The sequence below is a fragment of the Aliivibrio fischeri genome (assembly GCF_009727955.1).
Lineage (GTDB): Bacteria > Pseudomonadota > Gammaproteobacteria > Enterobacterales > Vibrionaceae > Aliivibrio > Aliivibrio fischeri_A.
In genome coordinates, this window is record NZ_WOBR01000004.1 from 491627 (window position 1) to 511224 (window position 19598).

The 19598-nt window shown below is 37.9% G+C and carries 16 protein-coding genes and 2 pseudogenes; 13 read left to right on the forward strand and 5 right to left on the reverse strand.

Translation table 11 applies throughout. The features are described from left to right. Positions 1-191: 191 nt before the first annotated feature. The 9 genes and pseudogenes from GNP81_RS05635 (at position 192) to GNP81_RS05670 (ending at position 10098) form a co-directional block, all read left to right on the forward strand. Positions 192-2468 (forward strand): multiheme c-type cytochrome, encoded by a 2277-nt coding sequence (locus tag GNP81_RS05635; RefSeq protein WP_155674489.1) that lies wholly within the window; start codon positions 192-194, stop codon positions 2466-2468. Between the two features lie 80 nt (positions 2469-2548). Next, positions 2549-3127: pseudogene (locus tag GNP81_RS19535) on the forward strand (AAA family ATPase); the annotation flags it as partial. Between the two features lie 87 nt (positions 3128-3214). Next, positions 3215-3562, forward strand: a pseudogene (locus GNP81_RS19540) (AAA family ATPase); the annotation flags it as partial. Between the two features lie 8 nt (positions 3563-3570). After that, positions 3571-4509 carry a DUF58 domain-containing protein gene (locus GNP81_RS05645; RefSeq protein ID WP_155674488.1) on the forward strand — a complete coding sequence of 313 codons (939 nt, stop codon included), beginning with the start codon at positions 3571-3573 and terminating at the stop codon, positions 4507-4509. After that, a complete protein-coding gene (locus GNP81_RS05650; protein ID WP_155674487.1) occupies positions 4506-5045 on the forward strand; it encodes a DUF4381 domain-containing protein in 540 nt (179 codons plus the stop codon). The genes GNP81_RS05645 and GNP81_RS05650 overlap by 4 nt, the downstream gene beginning before the upstream one ends. After that, positions 5035-6105 carry a vWA domain-containing protein gene (locus GNP81_RS05655; protein ID WP_155674486.1) on the forward strand — a complete coding sequence of 357 codons (1071 nt, stop codon included), beginning with the start codon at positions 5035-5037 and terminating at the stop codon, positions 6103-6105. The genes GNP81_RS05650 and GNP81_RS05655 overlap by 11 nt, the downstream gene beginning before the upstream one ends. Further along, the gene (locus GNP81_RS05660; RefSeq protein ID WP_155674485.1) at positions 6098-7795 is read left to right on the forward strand and encodes a vWA domain-containing protein; all 1698 of its coding nucleotides are present in this window, start codon (positions 6098-6100) and stop codon (positions 7793-7795) included. The genes GNP81_RS05655 and GNP81_RS05660 overlap by 8 nt, the downstream gene beginning before the upstream one ends. Then, positions 7795-9105 carry a BatD family protein gene (locus GNP81_RS05665; RefSeq protein ID WP_155674484.1) on the forward strand — a complete coding sequence of 437 codons (1311 nt, stop codon included), beginning with the start codon at positions 7795-7797 and terminating at the stop codon, positions 9103-9105. The genes GNP81_RS05660 and GNP81_RS05665 overlap by 1 nt, the downstream gene beginning before the upstream one ends. A gap of 90 nt (positions 9106-9195) precedes the next feature. Further along, complete coding sequence (locus GNP81_RS05670) at positions 9196-10098, forward strand: LysR family transcriptional regulator (protein ID WP_155672267.1); 903 nt, start codon at positions 9196-9198, stop codon at positions 10096-10098. A 117-nt stretch (positions 10099-10215) separates the two neighbouring features. Here GNP81_RS05670 and GNP81_RS05675 read toward each other — a convergent pair whose 3' ends face one another. After that, positions 10216-11865 (reverse strand): alkaline phosphatase family protein, encoded by a 1650-nt coding sequence (locus GNP81_RS05675; RefSeq protein ID WP_155674648.1) that lies wholly within the window; start codon positions 11863-11865, stop codon positions 10216-10218. An 81-nt stretch (positions 11866-11946) separates the two neighbouring features. Then, positions 11947-12618 (reverse strand): formylglycine-generating enzyme family protein, encoded by a 672-nt coding sequence (locus GNP81_RS05680; RefSeq protein WP_236781395.1) that lies wholly within the window; start codon positions 12616-12618, stop codon positions 11947-11949. 324 nt (positions 12619-12942) lie between these two features. Here GNP81_RS05680 and GNP81_RS05685 point away from each other — a divergent pair, with 324 nt between their 5' ends. Together GNP81_RS05685 and GNP81_RS05690 are read left to right on the forward strand one after the other, a co-directional pair. Next, complete coding sequence (locus tag GNP81_RS05685; RefSeq protein ID WP_155672269.1) at positions 12943-14259, forward strand: anaerobic sulfatase maturase; 1317 nt, start codon at positions 12943-12945, stop codon at positions 14257-14259. 53 nt (positions 14260-14312) lie between these two features. After that, positions 14313-15317, forward strand: coding sequence for a tetratricopeptide repeat protein (locus GNP81_RS05690; RefSeq protein WP_155672270.1), 1005 nt, complete (start codon positions 14313-14315; stop codon positions 15315-15317). An 89-nt stretch (positions 15318-15406) separates the two neighbouring features. Here the strand turns inward: GNP81_RS05690 and GNP81_RS05695 are convergent, their stop codons facing one another. Next, positions 15407-16789 carry an MATE family efflux transporter gene (locus GNP81_RS05695; protein ID WP_336495415.1) on the reverse strand — a complete coding sequence of 461 codons (1383 nt, stop codon included), beginning with the start codon at positions 16787-16789 and terminating at the stop codon, positions 15407-15409. A gap of 257 nt (positions 16790-17046) precedes the next feature. Here GNP81_RS05695 and GNP81_RS05700 point away from each other — a divergent pair, with 257 nt between their 5' ends. Beyond that, positions 17047-17655, forward strand: a complete 609-nt coding sequence (locus tag GNP81_RS05700; RefSeq protein WP_155672271.1) for a riboflavin synthase subunit alpha — start codon at positions 17047-17049, stop codon at positions 17653-17655. A gap of 6 nt (positions 17656-17661) precedes the next feature. Here GNP81_RS05700 and GNP81_RS05705 read toward each other — a convergent pair whose 3' ends face one another. Further along, entirely contained in the window at positions 17662-17865 is a 204-nt protein-coding gene (locus GNP81_RS05705; RefSeq protein ID WP_005419435.1) for a CPXCG motif-containing cysteine-rich protein, read from the reverse strand. 247 nt (positions 17866-18112) lie between these two features. After that, positions 18113-18979 (reverse strand): fructosamine kinase family protein, encoded by an 867-nt coding sequence (locus GNP81_RS05710; protein WP_155674483.1) that lies wholly within the window; start codon positions 18977-18979, stop codon positions 18113-18115. A gap of 256 nt (positions 18980-19235) precedes the next feature. Here GNP81_RS05710 and GNP81_RS05715 point away from each other — a divergent pair, with 256 nt between their 5' ends. Beyond that, on the forward strand, positions 19236-19571 hold the full coding sequence (locus GNP81_RS05715; RefSeq protein WP_012533562.1) for a DUF3802 family protein: 336 nt from the start codon (positions 19236-19238) through the stop codon (positions 19569-19571). Positions 19572-19598: the final 27 nt, after the last annotated feature.

Below are 19598 nucleotides of genomic sequence, written 5' to 3' on the forward strand. Positions count from 1 at the left end.
ATTACAGTTCTTAATTAAGAGGGCTCTTCGGAGCCCCTTTTTATATAAAGAGAGTAGCAATATAAATTCAGAGGGAACACACAAAATCAATGAGTTAAATGGAAAACTTATGACAAGTGAACTATATCTAACTTATCGTTATTTGTTTATTTTTGAAATCAGAATTATGGTCAAGATGTATAAGGATATATATGACTAAGAAAAATCTTACCTACGTATTTTTGGTCATGTGGGTGAATATTATGTTGTTTTCACCAACTGTATTTTCTGCTGATTTTATTGGTAGTGAATCTTGTATTGATTGTCATAAAGAAGCCGTTGATGCTTGGGAGGGATCAGATCATGACATGGCGATGAAGCATGCGGATAAAAGTAGCGTATTTGGCGATTTTGATAATGCTACCTTTGAGTTTGAAGGCAAAACCAATCGATTTTTCAAAAAAGACAAAGAGTATTGGGTCAATATTGAAGGGCCTGATGGTCAATTTCATGATTATAAAATAAGTTATACATTTGGGTTCGAACCGCTACAACAGTACATGGTTGAGTTTGACGATGGGCGAATTCAATTAATTCCATTTGCTTGGGATTCAAGACACAAAAATCAGGGGGGGCAACGTTGGTATCATTTATACCCTGATATGAAAAAAACGGACGAGTTTTACTGGACCAATACCGGGCAGAATTGGAATTTCATGTGCGCAGATTGTCACTCAACCAATGTGCAGAAAAATTACGATTCAGAGAAAAATAGTTATGAGACTTCATGGTCAGAAATAAATGTCAGCTGTGAAGCGTGCCATGGCCCTGCGAGTGAACATATAAAATGGAGTAAAAAGCAAGAGGTTCCTATTGGACTTCATTATGGTTTTGAGCGTGATCTGAGCAAATCAGTAAAAGAGTGGGTATTTAAACAAGGTTCATCAACCCTTCAACCAAAAGCAATTAATAAAACGGATCAAATTACGGTATGCGCTCAGTGTCATAGTCGTAGAACTCAATTAAATGAGGCGCAAGCACATACAAAAGGTGATTTTGATGAACGTTCTTTACTGGATAGTTACCTTCCAAGTTTAATTACTCCAGAGCTTTATCATAATGATGGTCAGATTTATGATGAAGACTATGTTTATGGTTCATTTATGCAGTCAAAAATGGCCAAAAAAGGGGTAACGTGTACTAACTGCCATGATCCTCACACAACAAAATTAAGCATTCCAGAAGAAGCAATATGCAGTCAATGTCATATCGCATCAGAATACACACCAGAGAAACACACCTTTCATTTAGCCAATACGGAAGCCTCTCAATGTACGACGTGCCATATGCCTGAAACGGTTTATATGGGAGTTGATGCAAGGCGTGATCACAGTTGGCAAATACCAAGACCAGATCTTAGCAAGAACATTGGTACTCCGAATGTCTGTACTCAATGCCATGAAGACAAGGATGATGTTTGGGCTGACGAGCAAGTCGGGCAATGGTTTCCTGATTCTCCGTATAGAAACCAACAACATTTTGCCGTGGCATTTTATGCATCAGATATCCATTATCGAGGCGCTGGTGATGCATTGTCTTATACCGCTCAAGATGCGAAACAAGCAGGAATAATCAGAGGCTCGGCATTACAGAGATTAAGTGCTTTCCCAAGTAAAAATACCTTAGTGGCTTTAGGGCGGGCGGTGAAAAATAACGATGAACTAATAAGGTTAGGTGCCATTCAAGGTTCTGCTGGCTATGAGGCTCTTGATCGTTGGCAAATTATCTCTCCTTTATTAACCGATCCTGTGCTAGCTATTAGAACGGAAACAGCAGGAGCTTTAGCTGCTTATTGGTCTGAATTGAATCCATTACAAAGAGAGCAGCTGTCACCTGTTCTAGATGAATACATCGAGATTCAAAAATTTAATTCTGACAGAGGTTTTGGTCGAACAAACTTAGGTAATGTATACCGTGCTCAGGGAGAGCTAGCTAAAGCGGAAGAAGCCTATTTAGGCGCAATAGAGATAGAGCCGTATTTTGTGAATAGTTACGTCAATCTTGCTGATCTTTATCGCTCTCAAGGTAATGAAAATAAAGGATACGAAATATTAAGAAAGGGAATTAAAGCGCAACCTAATTCAGGAGCACTTCGTTATAGTGCGGGATTATCGCTTTTACGTTTAAATAAAAAAACAGAAGCGGCAGAGCGGTTTAAACAAGCCACTCAGATAGAAAAACAAAATGCCCAATATTGGTATGTTTACGGGTTATCGATGGAATCCTTTAATGGTAAGCAAGCGGCCGATGCATTAGGGCGTGCTTTTACCATAAGCAAAAACCCTCAGCACTTATTTGCACAATGTGACATGTTATTGAAATATCAATCAAATAAAGCACAAGCATGCATTAATGAATTACAGAAATACGCCCCTGCGAATGTGATTAATTCATTAAACCAACGTCTTAATCAGGTAAGCACCCATTAATGATGTGTATAACCAATAGTTATAGTTAATTTACTTACAATGAATATGGATAACGAATCGTATCGGGTTTAGGAGGAAACATGAACCAAACGCAACAAGCAATAAATACACTTATGTCACAGGTTGAGCGATCAGTTATTGGTCAAGCTCATGTTGTTCGTTCATTAGTTATTGGGTTACTTACTCAAGGTCATGTTTTGCTTGAAGGTTTACCCGGTACAGCAAAAACACGATCAGTAAAATCGTTGGCTGATAATTTACATACGTCATTTGGTCGTATTCAGTTTACTCCAGATCTTTTACCTTCTGATGTTACCGGTACAGAGGTTTATCAAGAGCAAAATGGTAAACCACAATTGAATTTCCAACCTGGCCCAATTTTTAACAGCATTGTATTAGCGGATGAAATAAATAGGGCTCCTGCTAAAGTTCAAGCTGCGCTGTTGGAAGCGATGGCTGAAGGAACGATCACCGTTGGTGATAGAACACATACTTTGCCTGATTTGTTCATGGTATTAGCAACACAAAACCCCGTAGAGCAAGAGGGCACATACCCATTGCCAGAAGCGCAAATGGACCGCTTTATTATGAAAGTCTCGGTTGATTATCCTGATGATGATGCTGAGCTGGATATTATTCGTTTAGTAAGAAGCGAAGAAAATCTGGATAAAAAGCCATTGGATAAGGAGCCTTCAGAAAATGACACGATTCTTAAGCCTGATACTATTCAATTAGATCCGTCGGTTGTTATGCAAGCGAGATCGGAACTGTCAAATATTGATGTTTCAGAAATCAGTGAACGTTATATTGTGGCGTTAGTGATGGCGACACGTAAGCCTGAGCGCTACGCTGAATCTAATTTATCTCGTTGGATAGAAGTGGGTTCAAGTCCGCGAGCATCTATTGCATTAGATAAATGTGCTCGTGCTTACGCTTGGTTACAAGGTAGAGATTACGTAGAGCCCGATGATATTCGAGCAATGGCACACTCAGTTCTGGGGCATCGTGTTACGTTAAGTTATGACGCGTTGGCAGATGGAGTGACACAAGAACAAGTGATAAACGAATTATTGGATCACGTTGTTATTGGGTAGGGCTTTTGATGACAGAGAAAAGCAAAGACGCACGCATACATTGTGAATACAGCAAACTGGTAAAACTACAATCTCAAGCTGGTTTTTTTAGTTTGCTTCCTAATTTAAAGTCAGGGACGGCACTGTCTGGTCGTCATTCTTCAGTATTTCGTGGACGTGGATTAAATTTTGAAGAGTTAAGGCACTATCAATTAGGTGATGATATTCGAAACCTAGATTGGAAAGTGACGATGCGAACAGGTAAACCTCATGTTCGATCTTATACCGAAGAGAAAGATCGAAATTTTATTATCTGTGTTGATCAGCGCAGTAGTATGTTTTTTTCGTCGGTCGATACCATGAAATCGGTTGTTGCAGCAGAATTAGCAGCATTAACGGCATGGCGAATTTTACAAGATAGCGATCGTGTTGGTTTTGTCATTAATGCAAGTGAGAAATTACACTGGTTAACACCAAAACGATCTCAGGGTGATTTGCTCCATCGATTACAATTGTTAGCAAGTTCAAATCAATCTTTAAACGTGACGAGCACCGATGTTGATTCTGTTAGTTTTACCCAATTTGTTACTTTGCTTGGTCGTTTAAAACTCAAAGAAGCCACGATTATTATTTTGAGTGATTGGAATGGGGCAACTCCTGATGATGTTACGCATTTAAAGCATCTTCAAAAGCATAATGATGTGCTTGGTGTTCTTATCTCAGATCCATTTGAATCAATGCTACCTTCATTAAGTAATGACTGGGTTGTTGGTAATGGGGATGTTCAAATTAACTTAAATGATGCCAAAAAGTTTGATTTAGCGAACAAGGGACTTGCTGAGCATCAATCATTGAAAAAAGAACAACTCATTCAATTAATGGCAGCAAAAGGACTTCCTACTATAGAAGTAGATACGTCAGGATCTCATATTGAGCAGTTCAAGCGTGCAATAGGAGGACGTCGATGAGCGTACATCAGCCACCTAGCAGTTATATATTAAAAAAATTAAGTGAAGTGACGGTACCTGATCACGTAAGTTGGTTTCCTCAGACCATTGGATGGCAAATTCTCGCATTTGTATTGCTTGCATTTATTGTCTACAAAAGTGTGTTATGGCTAAAACGATGGTGGGCAAATCGTTATCGTCGTGAAGCATTGGATGTGCTTTTATTATTGCGAGATTCACAAGTACCGAATCAATCTATCAGTTATGAAATATTTGAAGTGATGAAAGCGGTATTAGTGTATATCGACCCGAGCCACTCTAATCAATTTGGAGACGCTTTTTTGCAAGCGATTGATTCATATGGAAGTGATGACAGAGAGGCATTTCATTCAGAATTAGGCGAAAGATGGATGTACTCTTTAGTTAAATCAAAAATAACATTAAATGAACAAGAAATTGCAGCCTTATTTGCGCTGTGCATTGATTGGTTAGAGAGTCACAAAGATATAAAAACGGCGAACAAAGACGTTAAAAAAGGAGAGGATTATGCCGTTTGATCAACTTGAATTAGCAAATCCATATTGGTTATGGATGCTTCCTTTACCACTGATAATATATTGGTTTATACCTGCATATCGAACACGTCAATCAGCCATTAAAGTCCCATTTTTTGATGTGTTGGTTAAGGCGTTAGATGAGGAACCATCAGAAGGCGCAAGCCAATTAAGTGCAAGCTTATGGCAAAAAGCCTTTTTGGTTGTGTCGTGGTGTCTGCTTATTTTTGCTTTAACAAAGCCAACGATATTAGGTGAGCCACAAACTCGTGAAAGTTTAGGCCGTGATGTCATGGTTGTGGTGGATTTATCAGGTTCAATGGCTGAGCAAGATTTTGTGTCTAAGCAATCGTCAGATTCTGGTGAAATAAAGAAAATCTCACGCCTAGAAGCAACAAAAGAAGTATTAGCTGATTTCGTTAAAACGCGTAAAGGAGATCGTTTAGGACTTATTTTATTTGGTGATGCTGCTTTTGTGCAAACGCCATTCACGGCTGATCAATCCGTTTGGCTTGAATTGTTGAATCAAACAGATGTTGCAATGGCAGGGCAAAGTACTCACCTAGGCGATGCCATCGGTCTTGCGATTAAAGTGTTTGAGCAGAGCAGCGAAGATAAAGCCTCAACTGAAGAAAATGCAAAGCCACGAGAAAAAGTCGCGATTGTTTTAACGGATGGTAACGATACTGGCAGTTATGTTGAACCTATTGATGCCGCGAAAGTTGCAGCAGCGAAAGGCGTGCGTATACATATGATTGCAATGGGAGATCCGCGAACAGTGGGTGAGCAAGCCTTGGATATGAACATCATTAATCGTGTTGCTAAAGAGTCTGGAGGTAAAGCATTTCAGGCGATTAATCGTGATGAATTAGAACAAGCTTATGATGAAATCGGTGAGTTAGAGCCTCAACTTTATGAAAGTACGACTTATCGACCAAAGCAGTCAATTCATCAATATCCAGCGATGTTAATTGTTGCAATGTATTTGTTTGCCTTTGGTTTTGCCACTATTAGACGTTATTTTTCATCGTCTTCAAAAAAAGCAGGAGAAAAGCATGTTTGATCTTCTGATGTGGCAACAAATTATGACTGAATTTCATTTTATTCGTCCGTTATGGCTATTAGCCTTAATTCCATTAAGTATTGTTATTTATTTACGCTGGAAACAAGACACTAAAAATGAGTGGCAGCAAGAATTACCAAAACACCTTCGTTCTGTGTTAACGGTTAATGATCTTGGTTGGAAAAAACAATTACCATTAAAATTATTGGCTGTTTCTATGCTCGTAGCTATTGTGGTTTGTGCTGGTCCTACATGGGAGCGTGAGGCTTCGCCATTTGGTGAAGATAAAGCCGCATTGCTTATAATCTTAGATAACAGTGAATCCATGTTGCAAAAGGATTTAGCTCCGAATCGATTAGAACGTTCTAAGCAAAAAATTCGAGATTTAATTGCATTGCGTAAAGGTGGAAAAACAGGGCTTGTTGTATTTTCAGGAACGTCACATTTGGCTATGCCGTTAACAAAAGATAACTCAGTTTTTGCACCATTCTTAGCCGCAACTCAACCGGATATTATGCCTGTAGAAGGTAAAAATGCAGAAAGTGCATTACCACTTATTGAACCTCAATTAGGAACTGAGAGTGCGGGAACCGTATTATTAATTACGGATGGCGCTAACCCTGAAACCATATCAGCTTATGAGAAATACTTTTCTACGAGTCGTCATCAACTGCTTGTGCTTGCCGCTGGTAATGAAAACAGAGCGAGTGACAACCCGATGGATTATGCCTCATTAAAAAAATTAGCAAGTAAAAGTGGTGGAAGCGTTATAAACGTTACTGTGGATGATAGTGATGTTCGTAGTTTAAACAGTAAAGTTGAACGACATATGCAATTAAATAATGAATCAGCTATGCCGTGGAAAGACATGGGTTATTACTTATTATTTCCTGTTTCATTACTTATGTTGTCATGGTTCAGAAGAGGGTGGCTAGTGAAATGGTGTCTAGTGGTGGTATTGGTTTGCCCGACATTTTATTCAATGCCAACATACGCAGAAACCGTAAGTTTAAAAGCGAAAGCTCAAGAACCGGTTAAAGAAGTGACTTTATGGGAAAAAACATCAGGCTGGTGGATGAACTTGTGGCTAACGCCCGATCAGCAAGGACAATGGTATTTTGATCAATCAGACTATTTAAAAGCAGCAAAAAGTTATCAAGATCCATTAATGAAGGGTACTGCGTATTATTATGCCGGTGAGTACAAGTTGGCTCACAGTGCATTTATTGCGGTGAAATCAGATTTAGGAATGTTTAATGCCGCAAATGCGTTGGCTCGACAAAGAGAATATGTTGCTGCGAGAGACATCTATCGTCTGTTGTTAAAGAAAGATCTTGCACCTGATTTAAAAGAAAAAGCGCAAAATAACTTAAACGTCATGCAAGGCATTGTTGATGAGGTCAATCGGATGAGTGAAAGTCAAAAAGGCACGACCGATGGTCCAGAAGAGTCATTTGAACTGGGTGATGATAAACCTAGAACCGGCGATGGTGCTGATGAAGAAGTGGACTCTTCTTTAATGACTAAAGAAAGTTTAAATGCAAATGAGATCTTGGGGAGTCAAGAGTTGGCGGACAAATGGCTTCGTCGTGTTGAGGCAGATCCAAAATACTTCTTACGTGCTAAGTTCCAATTGCAACTTCGTGAACAAACAAGTAATACAGCAATGCAAAATGAAGAGGTGAAATAATGTCTCAGCATAATGATAAACGACGTTTAATACACCTTTTCGTATTTATGGTAGTACTGCTTATTACGGTAAGTTTCAGTGCGAGATCAAATGCAGCGAATCAGCTTGAAAGTGCTGATAATGTATCAATTAAAACGTGGTTAAGTGAGCCTTCAAAAACCGATGAAGACCAGAAAACATACGCTATTAATCAACAAATTATTTTGTACATAGAAGTAGTTACTCCAAGGTGGTTTACTGGCGGTACTCGTATTGCTGCGATTGATATTCCAAATGTTGCCGTTAAACAACGTAACCAACTTGCAACCAATTTTACAGAGCGTAAAAACGGAGTGACTTGGACGCATCAACGTTGGGAAATTACATTGTATCCTCAGAAAGCGGGTACTTATGTTATTCCTCCTACGGCGGTAAAGGTGCAAGTATCAAAAGAAGGTGTAGGTAATGTCTCAGGAACTATTTATACCCAAGCTCAAACATTTAATGTAATTAAACCATCTGGATTACTTGATGATAAACAACAATGGGTGTCTGGACAGGATTTTACTGTACAACAAAAATGGGATGTGTCTAATTCAGAGCTTGAAGCTGGAGATTCGATAACCCGTACGATTACGATTAAAGGTGCAGATACGCTCGCAATGTTGATCCCTGAGATTCTACCATCGACATCAAGTACGCATTATCAAACATATAATCAACCACCCAAATTGAGTGATACACAAACACGAGGCGATTATTTATCTCAACGAGAAGAGTCTTCAGTTTATGTATTACAAACGGGTGGAGAAGTTACGTTTCCTGCTCTTGAGTTAGTTTGGTGGGATGTTGAAACTGGGGAGTTAAAAACAATTAATATTGAGGGCGAAACCTTTGCGGTATCACATACTTTGCGTTCTTGGTTTATTGAATATTGGAAACCATTCGCAGCTTGTGTATTCATTCTTCTAATTCTAATTGCCGTAGCTATTAAAACACTGCGTTATTACCAAACTCATCCGCTTCCGGCATGGCTTGTATATTCTAGAGCAGTAAATAAAGAGGAGTGGGGAACGGTTAGAATGTTGCTTTATCGTTTATTGAGAGAAACAGATTATCTCGTTGAGCTCAAAGCGTATGAAAGTAAGCAAGAATGGCAGAGTGATACAAGACAATTTCAAAGTAAAGAGGTGACAACGTCACTATCTAAGCGGTTATGGAAAGCAATTAGTCGTCGAGATACTGCTAAATATCAGTTAGGAGAGAGAATTAAATTTAAGAAAGCTTTACCTCAGCTGAATAAGTATCGAATAAATAAAAAGAAAAAGTAAGATAATCAACACAGAACTGATGGACTGCACTTGTTTCATCTGCTCAGTTATATAAAGTGAAATCAGGATGAATCAGCCGTGTCGGTTATTATGAAAAGCACAGAACTAAACTTGATCCCCATTTTTGTCGCCATCTATGAAGAGAAAAATCTCTCAAAGGCGGCGATAAGAATGAATATTAGCCAACCAGCCGTGAGTAAAGCATTAAAGCGTCTACGAGAAATCTATGATGATGCGCTTTTTCATCGAAATACGACAGGAGTAGAACCAACCGTTTTTGCTTCAGATATTTATCCAGCGATGTCTGCAGCACTTAAGAACTTTACTTCTACGTTATCCTCATCAAGAGAATTTGATCCTAAAACATCCAATCGAATTTTTTCAATAGCGGTGGTATCAACCGTAAATTATTCTTTGATACCAAAGTTAGTCAAACAAATCCGAGCATCGGCACCTAATATCTCGCTAGAAATTCACCCTCAATTTACTGAAGATTTAGAATCAGATTTACGTTTGCAACGCTATGATTTAGTTATCGATATGGCGATACGAGGACGAACGATTTTAAAATCTGAGGTAGTTTATACCGAAAAATTAAGAGTGGTATGCAGTAAAGATCACCCAAGAATAGGAGATTCAATCAGTCTTGAGCAGTTCTTAAGTGAAGAACACGTTGCTGCATCTCGTTGGCATAGCCGTAGTAGTTTGCTAAATGCAGAAGATATAGGGGAGTTAGAAGCCCGTAATATTGTTATTCGTGCAGCCGGTGCTTTTGAGATGATGCCAATTATTGGTTCGACAGAGATGATTGGAATGTTACCTCAGTCAACATTGGATGATTTAGGTGATTACTATAATTTGAAATCTTTGGATTTACCTTTAAATCGTCAGCAACATGATTTATGTAGTATTTGGCATCCAAGCCGAAGTAACGATAGTGGTCATCGCTGGTTGCGTCAGCAAATTCAAAAAGCAGCTAAGAATGTTTTTTGATCTGGATTGTTAATGTCTACAATCTAATCATTATTAGTCGTATAGATATGTGACATATTAGAATCGTTTTATAAAAACAGCGCTGTTTAGTTCAGCGCTGTTTTTATTGGTGGGTTATTAATCTGAAATAACTTCAGGCAGTACCTTTCCAGTTGCCCCACTTGGTTGAGTGATGCCTAAAATACCAGATAGGGTTGGTGCAATATCATAAGGCGTTATTTCACGGCTTACTTTTTTATCATCAATGTTATACCCTGCGAAAATCACAGGGACATAGGTATCGTAACGCCATGGTGAGCCATGCGTAGAAGCAATGGTTAATCCTTCCATATCATTAATAAAGTTACGAGGCTGATAGACCACATAAACATCCCCTGAACGCTGAGGATGATAGTTGTTTTTTACAAGTTGCATCGTATGAGTGTTTGGAACTTGGTTTTTTTCAATATCAGAACTTGTGACTGCATAGGCAATCCCCTGAACTTTCATTAGCTCTTCGGATACCGCTTTTTGCACTGCTTCTAAAGAAGCACCTTTCTTTTTAATAACATCGTGGTTTAAATAAATATAAGGTTGTGCGTATAAACGAATTGCGTTTTCACCTAAGCCAAATTCAGTTTTAAGACGTTTAAGCAAAGTTGGAGATATTAATTTTTTCTGATCAAATGTTGCCGCTTGTGAAACTCCTAAAGCATTAACGACTGCTGGGGCTTCAGGAGCACCATGATCAGCTGAAAGTACGATCAACGTATTCTCTAATCCAACTTGTTTATCGACATTCTTAAGTAGTTTAGCAATGGTTCTATCTAAACGAATTAGGTTGTCTTCGGCTTCTAAACTGGTTGGGCCGTACATATGAATAACGTAATCGTTAGCAGAGAAACTGACAGCTAGATAATCAGTGAATTTACCTTGACCTAAATTTTCCTCTTTTAATAAAGTGCTCGCAAAATCTTCGGTTAGTTCGTCACCTGCTGGGCTTAGTGTCAACATAGTGCTGTAGTATTTGTAACTTGCTGGACCATAAGGGTGGGGGAAAGTGCGTTTAAAGCCAGCTAAATCAACTTTATAGTTAGGGTCGCTTTCTTTCAGCGTATATTGATCCGCAGGAAGGGAGAGCTCCCAGCGCTTACCAGAATATTGGTTTGGTAATTTTTTTTCGTTCCAAGCATTAACCCAAATAGGGTATTTATCATAATAATAATTACTGGTAACGAACTCTGAACCGGACTTTGAGAACCAAAATGCTTTCCCTGAATGTCCGCCTAGAGAGATTGCCCCTCGATCTTTTACTGAAACAGAGAAGATTTTTGATTCGCCATTGGTTGCAATAGCTAATTCATCGCTGAAAGTACTTGATAACATTGGGTTAGGAGAGCGTCCATCTTGTGTCGCTACTTTTTGTGTAGGATCGATCTCAGTTGATTTGTTTACCCCGGCACCAGAAGTCAACATGCTATAGTTACCATCTTCAACGTTATATACTAAACGTTCTTTGCTTCTATCGTACCAAACATTACCTACCATGCCATGTACACTAGGCGGAGCACCAGTGGCGAGAGATACATGACCAACGATGGTTTCAGTATTACCGTGTTGATAATAGGCGTTCGTGAAGTAAGTACCATCGTCCATTAAATATCGAAATCCGCCATCACCGAAATTTGCTTTATAACGATTAAGTAAATCGCCGCGTAGTGCATCAACGGTAATTTGCAATACAAGTTTTGGTTTTTGTTCAGCTGCGAATGAAAGTTGAGGTGTCATTAATACACCAGCTAACGCCACATAATGTAATGATTTATTTTTCATTATTGGGTTCCTTGCCAAAGTGTGTAGGTTTGATTGTTATTTTTTATCTCTTACTAAACGTAATCCCATGTCCGACATAATAATGGACTGACTTGCAAAATCACGTCGATAGTTTTCTGACTCATTTGCATCATAAGAAAAGCTGCTGCCGCGGACTGATTTGTGCACTAAACCACTTGCTTCGTCTCGCGCGTTGTTAGGGTTATCTTTTGGTGAAACACGATAAAAATTATCATCATAGGCGTCACTAACAAACTCACCAACATTACCAGTCATGTCATATAAGCCTAGTTCATTCGGTTGCTTCATTCCAACTGGGTGAGCACGATTATTCGCATTTTTAGAATACCAAGCAACATCATCAATATTGTCTGAACCGCTATAAATATAACCTTTGCTTAAACTGCCTCCACGAGCAGCATATTCCCATTCGGCTTCGGTTGGTAGTCGATAAGTTTCACCTGTTAGCTCATTTAATTTTTGAATGAAAAAATTAGCCTGTTGCCAGCTTAAGTTATTAACTGGAATATTAGGATCTTGGAAATAGCTAAGAGAAGAGCCCATTACTGATTCAAAAATTTCTTGAGTAACTTCGAACTTAGAAATATAGAAATCATCCACAAATACAGAATGTTCTGGTTTTTCGGCTTTTTTTGCTTCAGGGGCGTTAGAGCCCATTTGAAATTCTCCACCTTTAACGGACACCATATTTTGTTCAATTTTTTGAGTAATAGGATGTGGCGGTGTACTTGTACATCCCAATAAAGCAAAGCAAAAGAATAAAATAGGTAAAAAAGTTTTGTTTTTTGTAAAAAAAGAGACGTTAAACATGACATCCTCAACAGTTATTTTTGTACGTTTATCATACAGTAACTTAACATTCCAAATTGGAATAACGTATATAACTAATAGAGTAGTTCTTTTTGTTTATTATAAAGTTAGAACTTACTTAGCGACAAAACTATAAGGGTGGTTTTCTATTTTGCTAGGTAAGTTCTACTTAACCAAATTTATAAAATAATAGGAATCAATATGATCATTACTCAAGGTCCGCAATTTCAAGGTAAAGCATCAAAACGATTACATGTTATGGCCAAGCCTATTGGTGCTGTATGTAATATCGATTGTTCTTATTGTTATTACCTAAGTAAAGAAGATTTACTTGAGTATAAAAAGGGTTGTTCACCGCAAATGGATGACGAAACGCTTGAAACTTATATTCGTCAATACATTGAAGGGCAAAATACACCAGAAATCATTTTCTCATGGCAAGGTGGCGAGCCAACGTTATTAGGTCTTGATTACTTTAAAAAAATTGTTGAGTTTCAAAAGAAATACCAACCTGAAGGGATCTTGATTTCTAATGATTTACAGACAAATGGTACGTTATTAACCGATAAATGGTGCGAGTTTCTTGCTGAAAACAATTTTTTAGTTGGTTTGAGTATTGATGGCCCTGAAATGCTACATAATGCTTATCGTACTAACAAAGCTGGCCGTGGTACGTTTAAGCAAGTAATGAAAGCGGTTGATTTACTGCATGAGCACAACGTTAAGTTTGCTACGTTAACGTGTGTGAATAATTTAACGAGCCGAAATCCTCTTGAAGTATATCGATTCTTACGTGATGTGGTTAAATCGCCACAAATGCAGTTTATTCCTATCGTTGAGCAAAAAACGTTTAGAACGGTTGCTCCTCAAACTGAGCAAATTGCAGCTCAGTTGCGTCAAGGCGATAAGCGTTTAATTCCAGGTAATAAAGAGTCCATCATGGAACCTTGGTGTGTTTCAGATGAGGCGTGGGGTAATTTTTTAATTGCTGTATTTGATGAGTGGACTCAGCATGACCTCGGCAAGGTATTTGTTCAGTATTTTGAAGCCAGTGTTGAAACATGGATGGGTCGTAAAAATCCATTATGTACATTAGGTGAGATTTGCGGAAAAGGGTTGGCAATGGAACATAATGGAGATGTGTTTGCTTGTGACCATTATGTGTACCCTGAATATAAAATCGGAAATATTCATAACGAAGAGTTGGATACATTAGCATTTAGTCGTAAGCAACAAGAGTTTGGTTTTGCAAAATCAAAGACGTTAACAACTCAATGTCAGAAGTGTGAATATAAATTTGCGTGTCATGGTGAGTGCCCTAAAAACCGTTTCATTAAAACACGTGATGGTGAACCAGGCTTAAATTATTTATGTGCAGGTTGGAAGAAATTTTTTGCGCATGCTGATAAATCGATCGCTTACATATTGAAAATGCTAGGGAACCCTGTTCAGCATGGTAAATACAGTGATGCGAAAATGCACCAAATTCACCAAAATGCTTTTCCAACTAAGTTTTAATAATTTAAGTTTTAATAGTTTAAGCTTTAAGAATGTACGTTTAAGAGTGCCTCATGAAAAAAATAGTCTGTATTAGTTTGTTATCCTTATTGGGATTCTCTGCTACTTCATTTGCAAGTGACAGTGTTCAGGAAGCTCCGACGATGAATCAAGCGCAAAAGATGAGCCCTGAGCAAGAGTTAGCGTATAGGGCTCAAAATAAAAATGAAACGGTAGAAAATCGTGCTGATGCGTTGCGTCAACTCGCTCGTTTTCCGAACCAAAATAGTTTAGTTGCGGTAGCTAGAGGATTGAAAGATCCCAGTCCTGTTATCCGAGAGGCGGCAATAACGGGATCTGAGTTGTACAAATTATCTCACCGTTGGCGAATGATTTCGCCGTTATTGAGTGATCCTGAAATGAGTGTTCGTCTCGCTGCTGGTGTTAATCTGATGCGTGAATATCGTTCTATGAAGGTAGAGCAGCAGGTTCAAATTGAACCTGTATATAAAGAGTTAATTGATACTCTGACATCGCAAAATAGAGAGGATACTCAACTGCAATTGGCGGACATATATCGTTGGCATGGTGAGTGGGCTAAAGCCGACGTGATTTATCAAAAACTAGTTAAATCAGAACCAGAGAATGCAGAAGTATGGTTGAATTTATCAGATAATTTCCGTGGTCAAAACCAAGATGAACAAGCGCTAATCACATTAAATCAAGGTATAGAGCAATTACCAAAAGAAGCGAGTTTATTTTATTCAAAAGCATTAACTCAAGTGCGTTTAAATCAAAAAGAAGAGGCCGCTAAATCCATTCAGACAGCAGCAACATTGGCTGATAATAATAGCTATTATTGGTATTTGAATGGTGTTCTGCAAGAAAGTATTAATGTGAAATTAGCAACTGAATCTTTTGAAAAAGCGTATTTAATTTCTGGTTCTCCAGAGCAGTTATATGCTGTGTGTGATATCTATGTGCGATATGGAAATGAAAAAGCAGATGCGTGTTTAGAAGAGCTAGCAAAGGTAGCGCCTGACTATGTGATTGAACAATTAAAAGAGAAGCGTAAGTAATTATCAACTCACATAACTATTTGATTAGAATATAAAAAAGCCGAACATATTTAGTATGTTCGGCTTTTTCATTGTTTTAAGATGGAAAGTTAGTGCATGATTTGCAGTTCATCTACTTCCATATCGATACGAGTAGGGTTTCTTTGTAGCCATAGTAGACGACAAGTTAGTAAGATTGCTGATGTCGTTAAGCCACCAATAAAACCGAACCAAAAACCATATACACCCATTGGTTCTCTAACCCAGTCAGTCATACCAAGAATATAACCAGAAGGTAAACCAACTATCCAGTAAGACACAAAAGTACACTTAAAGATGGCATTCATATCTTTATAACCACGAAGGGCACCAGCAGCAACTACCTGCACGGCATCAGTACACTGATAAATAGCAGCTAATAACATTAAGCTTACCGCTAAAGTAATTACTTCTTGGTTATCTGAATATAAATAGGCAATTTGCTCACGGAATAATAAAGTTAATACCGCAGTACAACACGCCATTAATAACCCAAATGCTAAGCCACAGTAACTAGCGATTTTTGCTCCATCAAGATCTTTCTCACCTAATTTATGACCAACACGAATACTTACCGCAACGGCAATACTCATCGGGATCATAAAGATTAAAGATGAAAAATTAATCGCAACTTGGTGAGCGGCAACAACTGTCGAACCTAATGGAGAAACCAATAATGCAACTGCAGCAAATAATGTTACTTCAAAGAAAATAGACAAAGCAACAGGAAGGCCCAGTTTGAAAAGGCGATAGATCTCTTTTCTTTGTGGTTTATTCCAGTTTTCATATAGGTTTACGCGACGCAGTTTTGGAGCGATAAACGTATACAATGTCATGGTTAAGAACATCAACCAATAAACGATAGCTGTAGCAACACCACAGCCAACACCACCAAGTGCAGGAGCGCCAAGCTCACCATAAACAAACATCCAGTTTAATGGAACGTTGGCGGCGAGACCGATGAAACCGATAATCATTGCAGGTGTTGTTAATGACAATCCTTCACAAAAGCTACGCAGAGTTTGGAATAATAAAAATGCTGGCGCGGCCCATAAAACGGCGTGTAAATAACCTTGAGTTTTCTCGTATAGCTCAGGTTCTACATCCATTGCAGCAATGATAAAACCGGCATTATATAAGACCAACATGATAGGAATAGAGGTTAATAGAGCAAGGTAAACACCTTGGTGGATCTCAAATGGTACTTTTTTCGATTTTCCTGAACCGTTTAGTTGAGCTACAACAGGCACAAGAGCCATTAATAGACCAACACCAAACAATACAGAAGGTAGCCAAACACTTGCAGCGATAGCAACGGCAGCCATATCAGTTGCGCTCACGCCACCCGCCATTACTGTATCAACAAAGCCCATGCCTGTTTGTGCCACACTTGCAATTAATACAGGTGTAGAAAGTTTAACTAATCGAACGATTTCTTTTTGGTATCTGTGCACTGCGTCACCGTATCAATATATTTGTAAATAAGGAGTTTAATTTATCGATTCGTCATTACATAAGGATGCAATGAGGAAAAAGGTCTGATTGAGTGCTTTGAACAGAGGAACTGTTAAAGGTAAGCAGAAAGGCGTCATTATATAGAAAACAGTGAGCTTCACAAAATGAAATATTCCAAGTATTGTAGATTATTGTAATAAAGTTGAGTGAGTTATTTATAACTCAAATAGTTAATGCAAAGTCATTGGAGTTGAAAATGTTTACAGGTATCGTCGCAACCACCGCAAAAGTTGTTAACATTATAAAAAAAGACAAATTTCAAACTCACGTTATTGAAATTCCTGCGCCATATCATCAAGGCTTGGAAATTGGTGCTTCGGTTGCTCATAATGGTTGTTGTTTAACGGTAACTAAAATTGAAAATCAGCAAGTACATTTTGATCTTATCGAAGAAACTTTACGCTTAACGAATCTTGGTTTATTAGACGTAGGACAAGAAGTGAATATAGAGCGTGCCGCTCGTTTTGGTGATGAGATTGGTGGTCATTCAATGTCTGGTCATATTGTTGATGTCATGACGGTTCGTGAAATTATCAAGACGACAGAAAATTGCCAAATATGGTTTGATGTTCCAGCGAAGTGGACAAAATATGTTTTACATAAAGGTTATATTGGGGTTGATGGGATCAGTCTGACGATTGGAGATGTCGATGAGAAAGGATTTAATGTAAATTTAATTCCTGAAACTCTAGAGCGTACCAATTTAAGTTCTCGAACAATTGGCGATAAAATTAACTTAGAGATTGATCCGCAAACACAAGCTATTGTAGATACCGTTGAGCGAGTGTTAGCGAACCAACAATAAGATCAACTAAAACAAGCCATCTTCATCATTATTGATAGAAAGACTTACTGATTGAGTATATGGGTTAATCTCCATATTAAATTCAATGGCACGATGACAAGATGGACAGTCATCGTATACTTTTTTATTTGATTGAGATTGATCGATAACCATATCAATAGAGTGATGGCAGTTAGGGCACTGGATATTTTTATTAATGTAATTATTCACAACAAACTCCTTTTACTGTTCTGTAATTCGTAAATACCAGTTTAAATAAGGATGTAATTAATCTTTATAGAATTGGTATAACGCATTAATGAATATCCATGTAATAGTAGAAAAAAGAGTTTGTTTCTGCAGTGAATTAAGTGAAAAAGTTGATTGATGCGATGTTTTAAGCCAAAGAGTTTAACATTAAACAAAAAATGAGATGGTAAGTACCATCTCATTGTATTTATTAAATGAATGTATATTGCTAGTCATTTAAATTCAGCTTATCGATTAGCTGTTGTGCATGGAACATGTATTCACCACCAAACATATTGCAGTGATTTAATACATGATAAAGACTATATAAATGCTGGCGGGTCTCAAACCCTTCAGAAATAGGATATATGGATTCATAACCTTCAAAAAAACTGTCTTGAATCCCTCCAAACAGCTCAACCATTGCTAAATCACACTCAGCGTCTCCCCAATAAGATGCGGGATCGTAACTAATTGGTCCTTTAACACTTAGAGCAATATTTCCATGCCATAAATCACCATGCAGTAATGCGGGTTTAGGTTGGTGGTTATGAAGAATTAATTTACTATTTTTAACTAGGGTATCGATATCTCCAAGAATCATCCCTTTTTCTTTGAGTAGTTGAAGTTGCCAGCCAATGCGTTGCTCTGCAAAAAAACAATCCCAACGACGGTGCCAAGTATTCACTTGTAATACGTTACCAAGATAGTTATCGCAATCGAAACCATATTCGAGCTGGTCGCCCCATAGGTGGTGATTTGCAAGACTGACACCTAATTCATAAAAAGCATCTTTATCCATACTTTTAGTTGGGAGGTAATTTAGAACTAAAAATGAATGCTCTTTTGTTGTTCCTATATGGATTGGAGAGGGTACAAAGATATGATCTGATTTATCAAGTTGAGTGAGGCTTTCTATTTCCGTTTCAAATATAGGAAGTTCTGCTTTCTCATTAATTTTGACAAAATAACGCTGACTTCCATTACTTATCATGTAGCAGTCATTTATTTCGCCACCATTCACACTCTCACGTTCTGAGATACTGAAAGGTTGTTGAGTTACTTCAGAGATTTGTTTTGCAATAGCTTGCCACATAATATTACCTCACAATATCTGATAAACAGACACTAAGCATAGTATATTTGAGATAAATATCTGTGAGGTAAGACTAAAAAATACCTCAATGTGAAAAGCTTATAAGCAATTCGTAAAAAGGAAGTAATAAGCGTGAAGGAAATCAATTAAAGAGTCGATCTATCTGTCAAGCTTAATGGAAAGCGTTTGAGTGTCGATCTCAATTTTGATAAATTACTGGTTAGTTAATAATAAAATACAACTAAATGGACAGAATATGATTGTCAACACTGATGGATACCACGCATTAATTGAATATTTGACTGAACACCTTTCAATTTTTGCAAACCAACAAGGTGATACAGGAGAAGAAACGGTTGAAGATATCGTTAATGATCTTGTTGCTTCAAATTTGATGGTCGTTTTTCAGCAAAATCCTGAATTGGATCCTGATGTTAGATTTACACTGTTAAGAGAAGCTGATGCTGTTGTTGATGACTTAGGGGAAGTGTTAGCCGGAGCATGGATTCAAAAAGCGACGAATGAACAAGTAATGTTCTTAGATGATTATATTGGTTTAATTAAAAACTTGTTTGACAGCGCATTTAAGTAATTAACAAATATAATGAAATGATGAAGC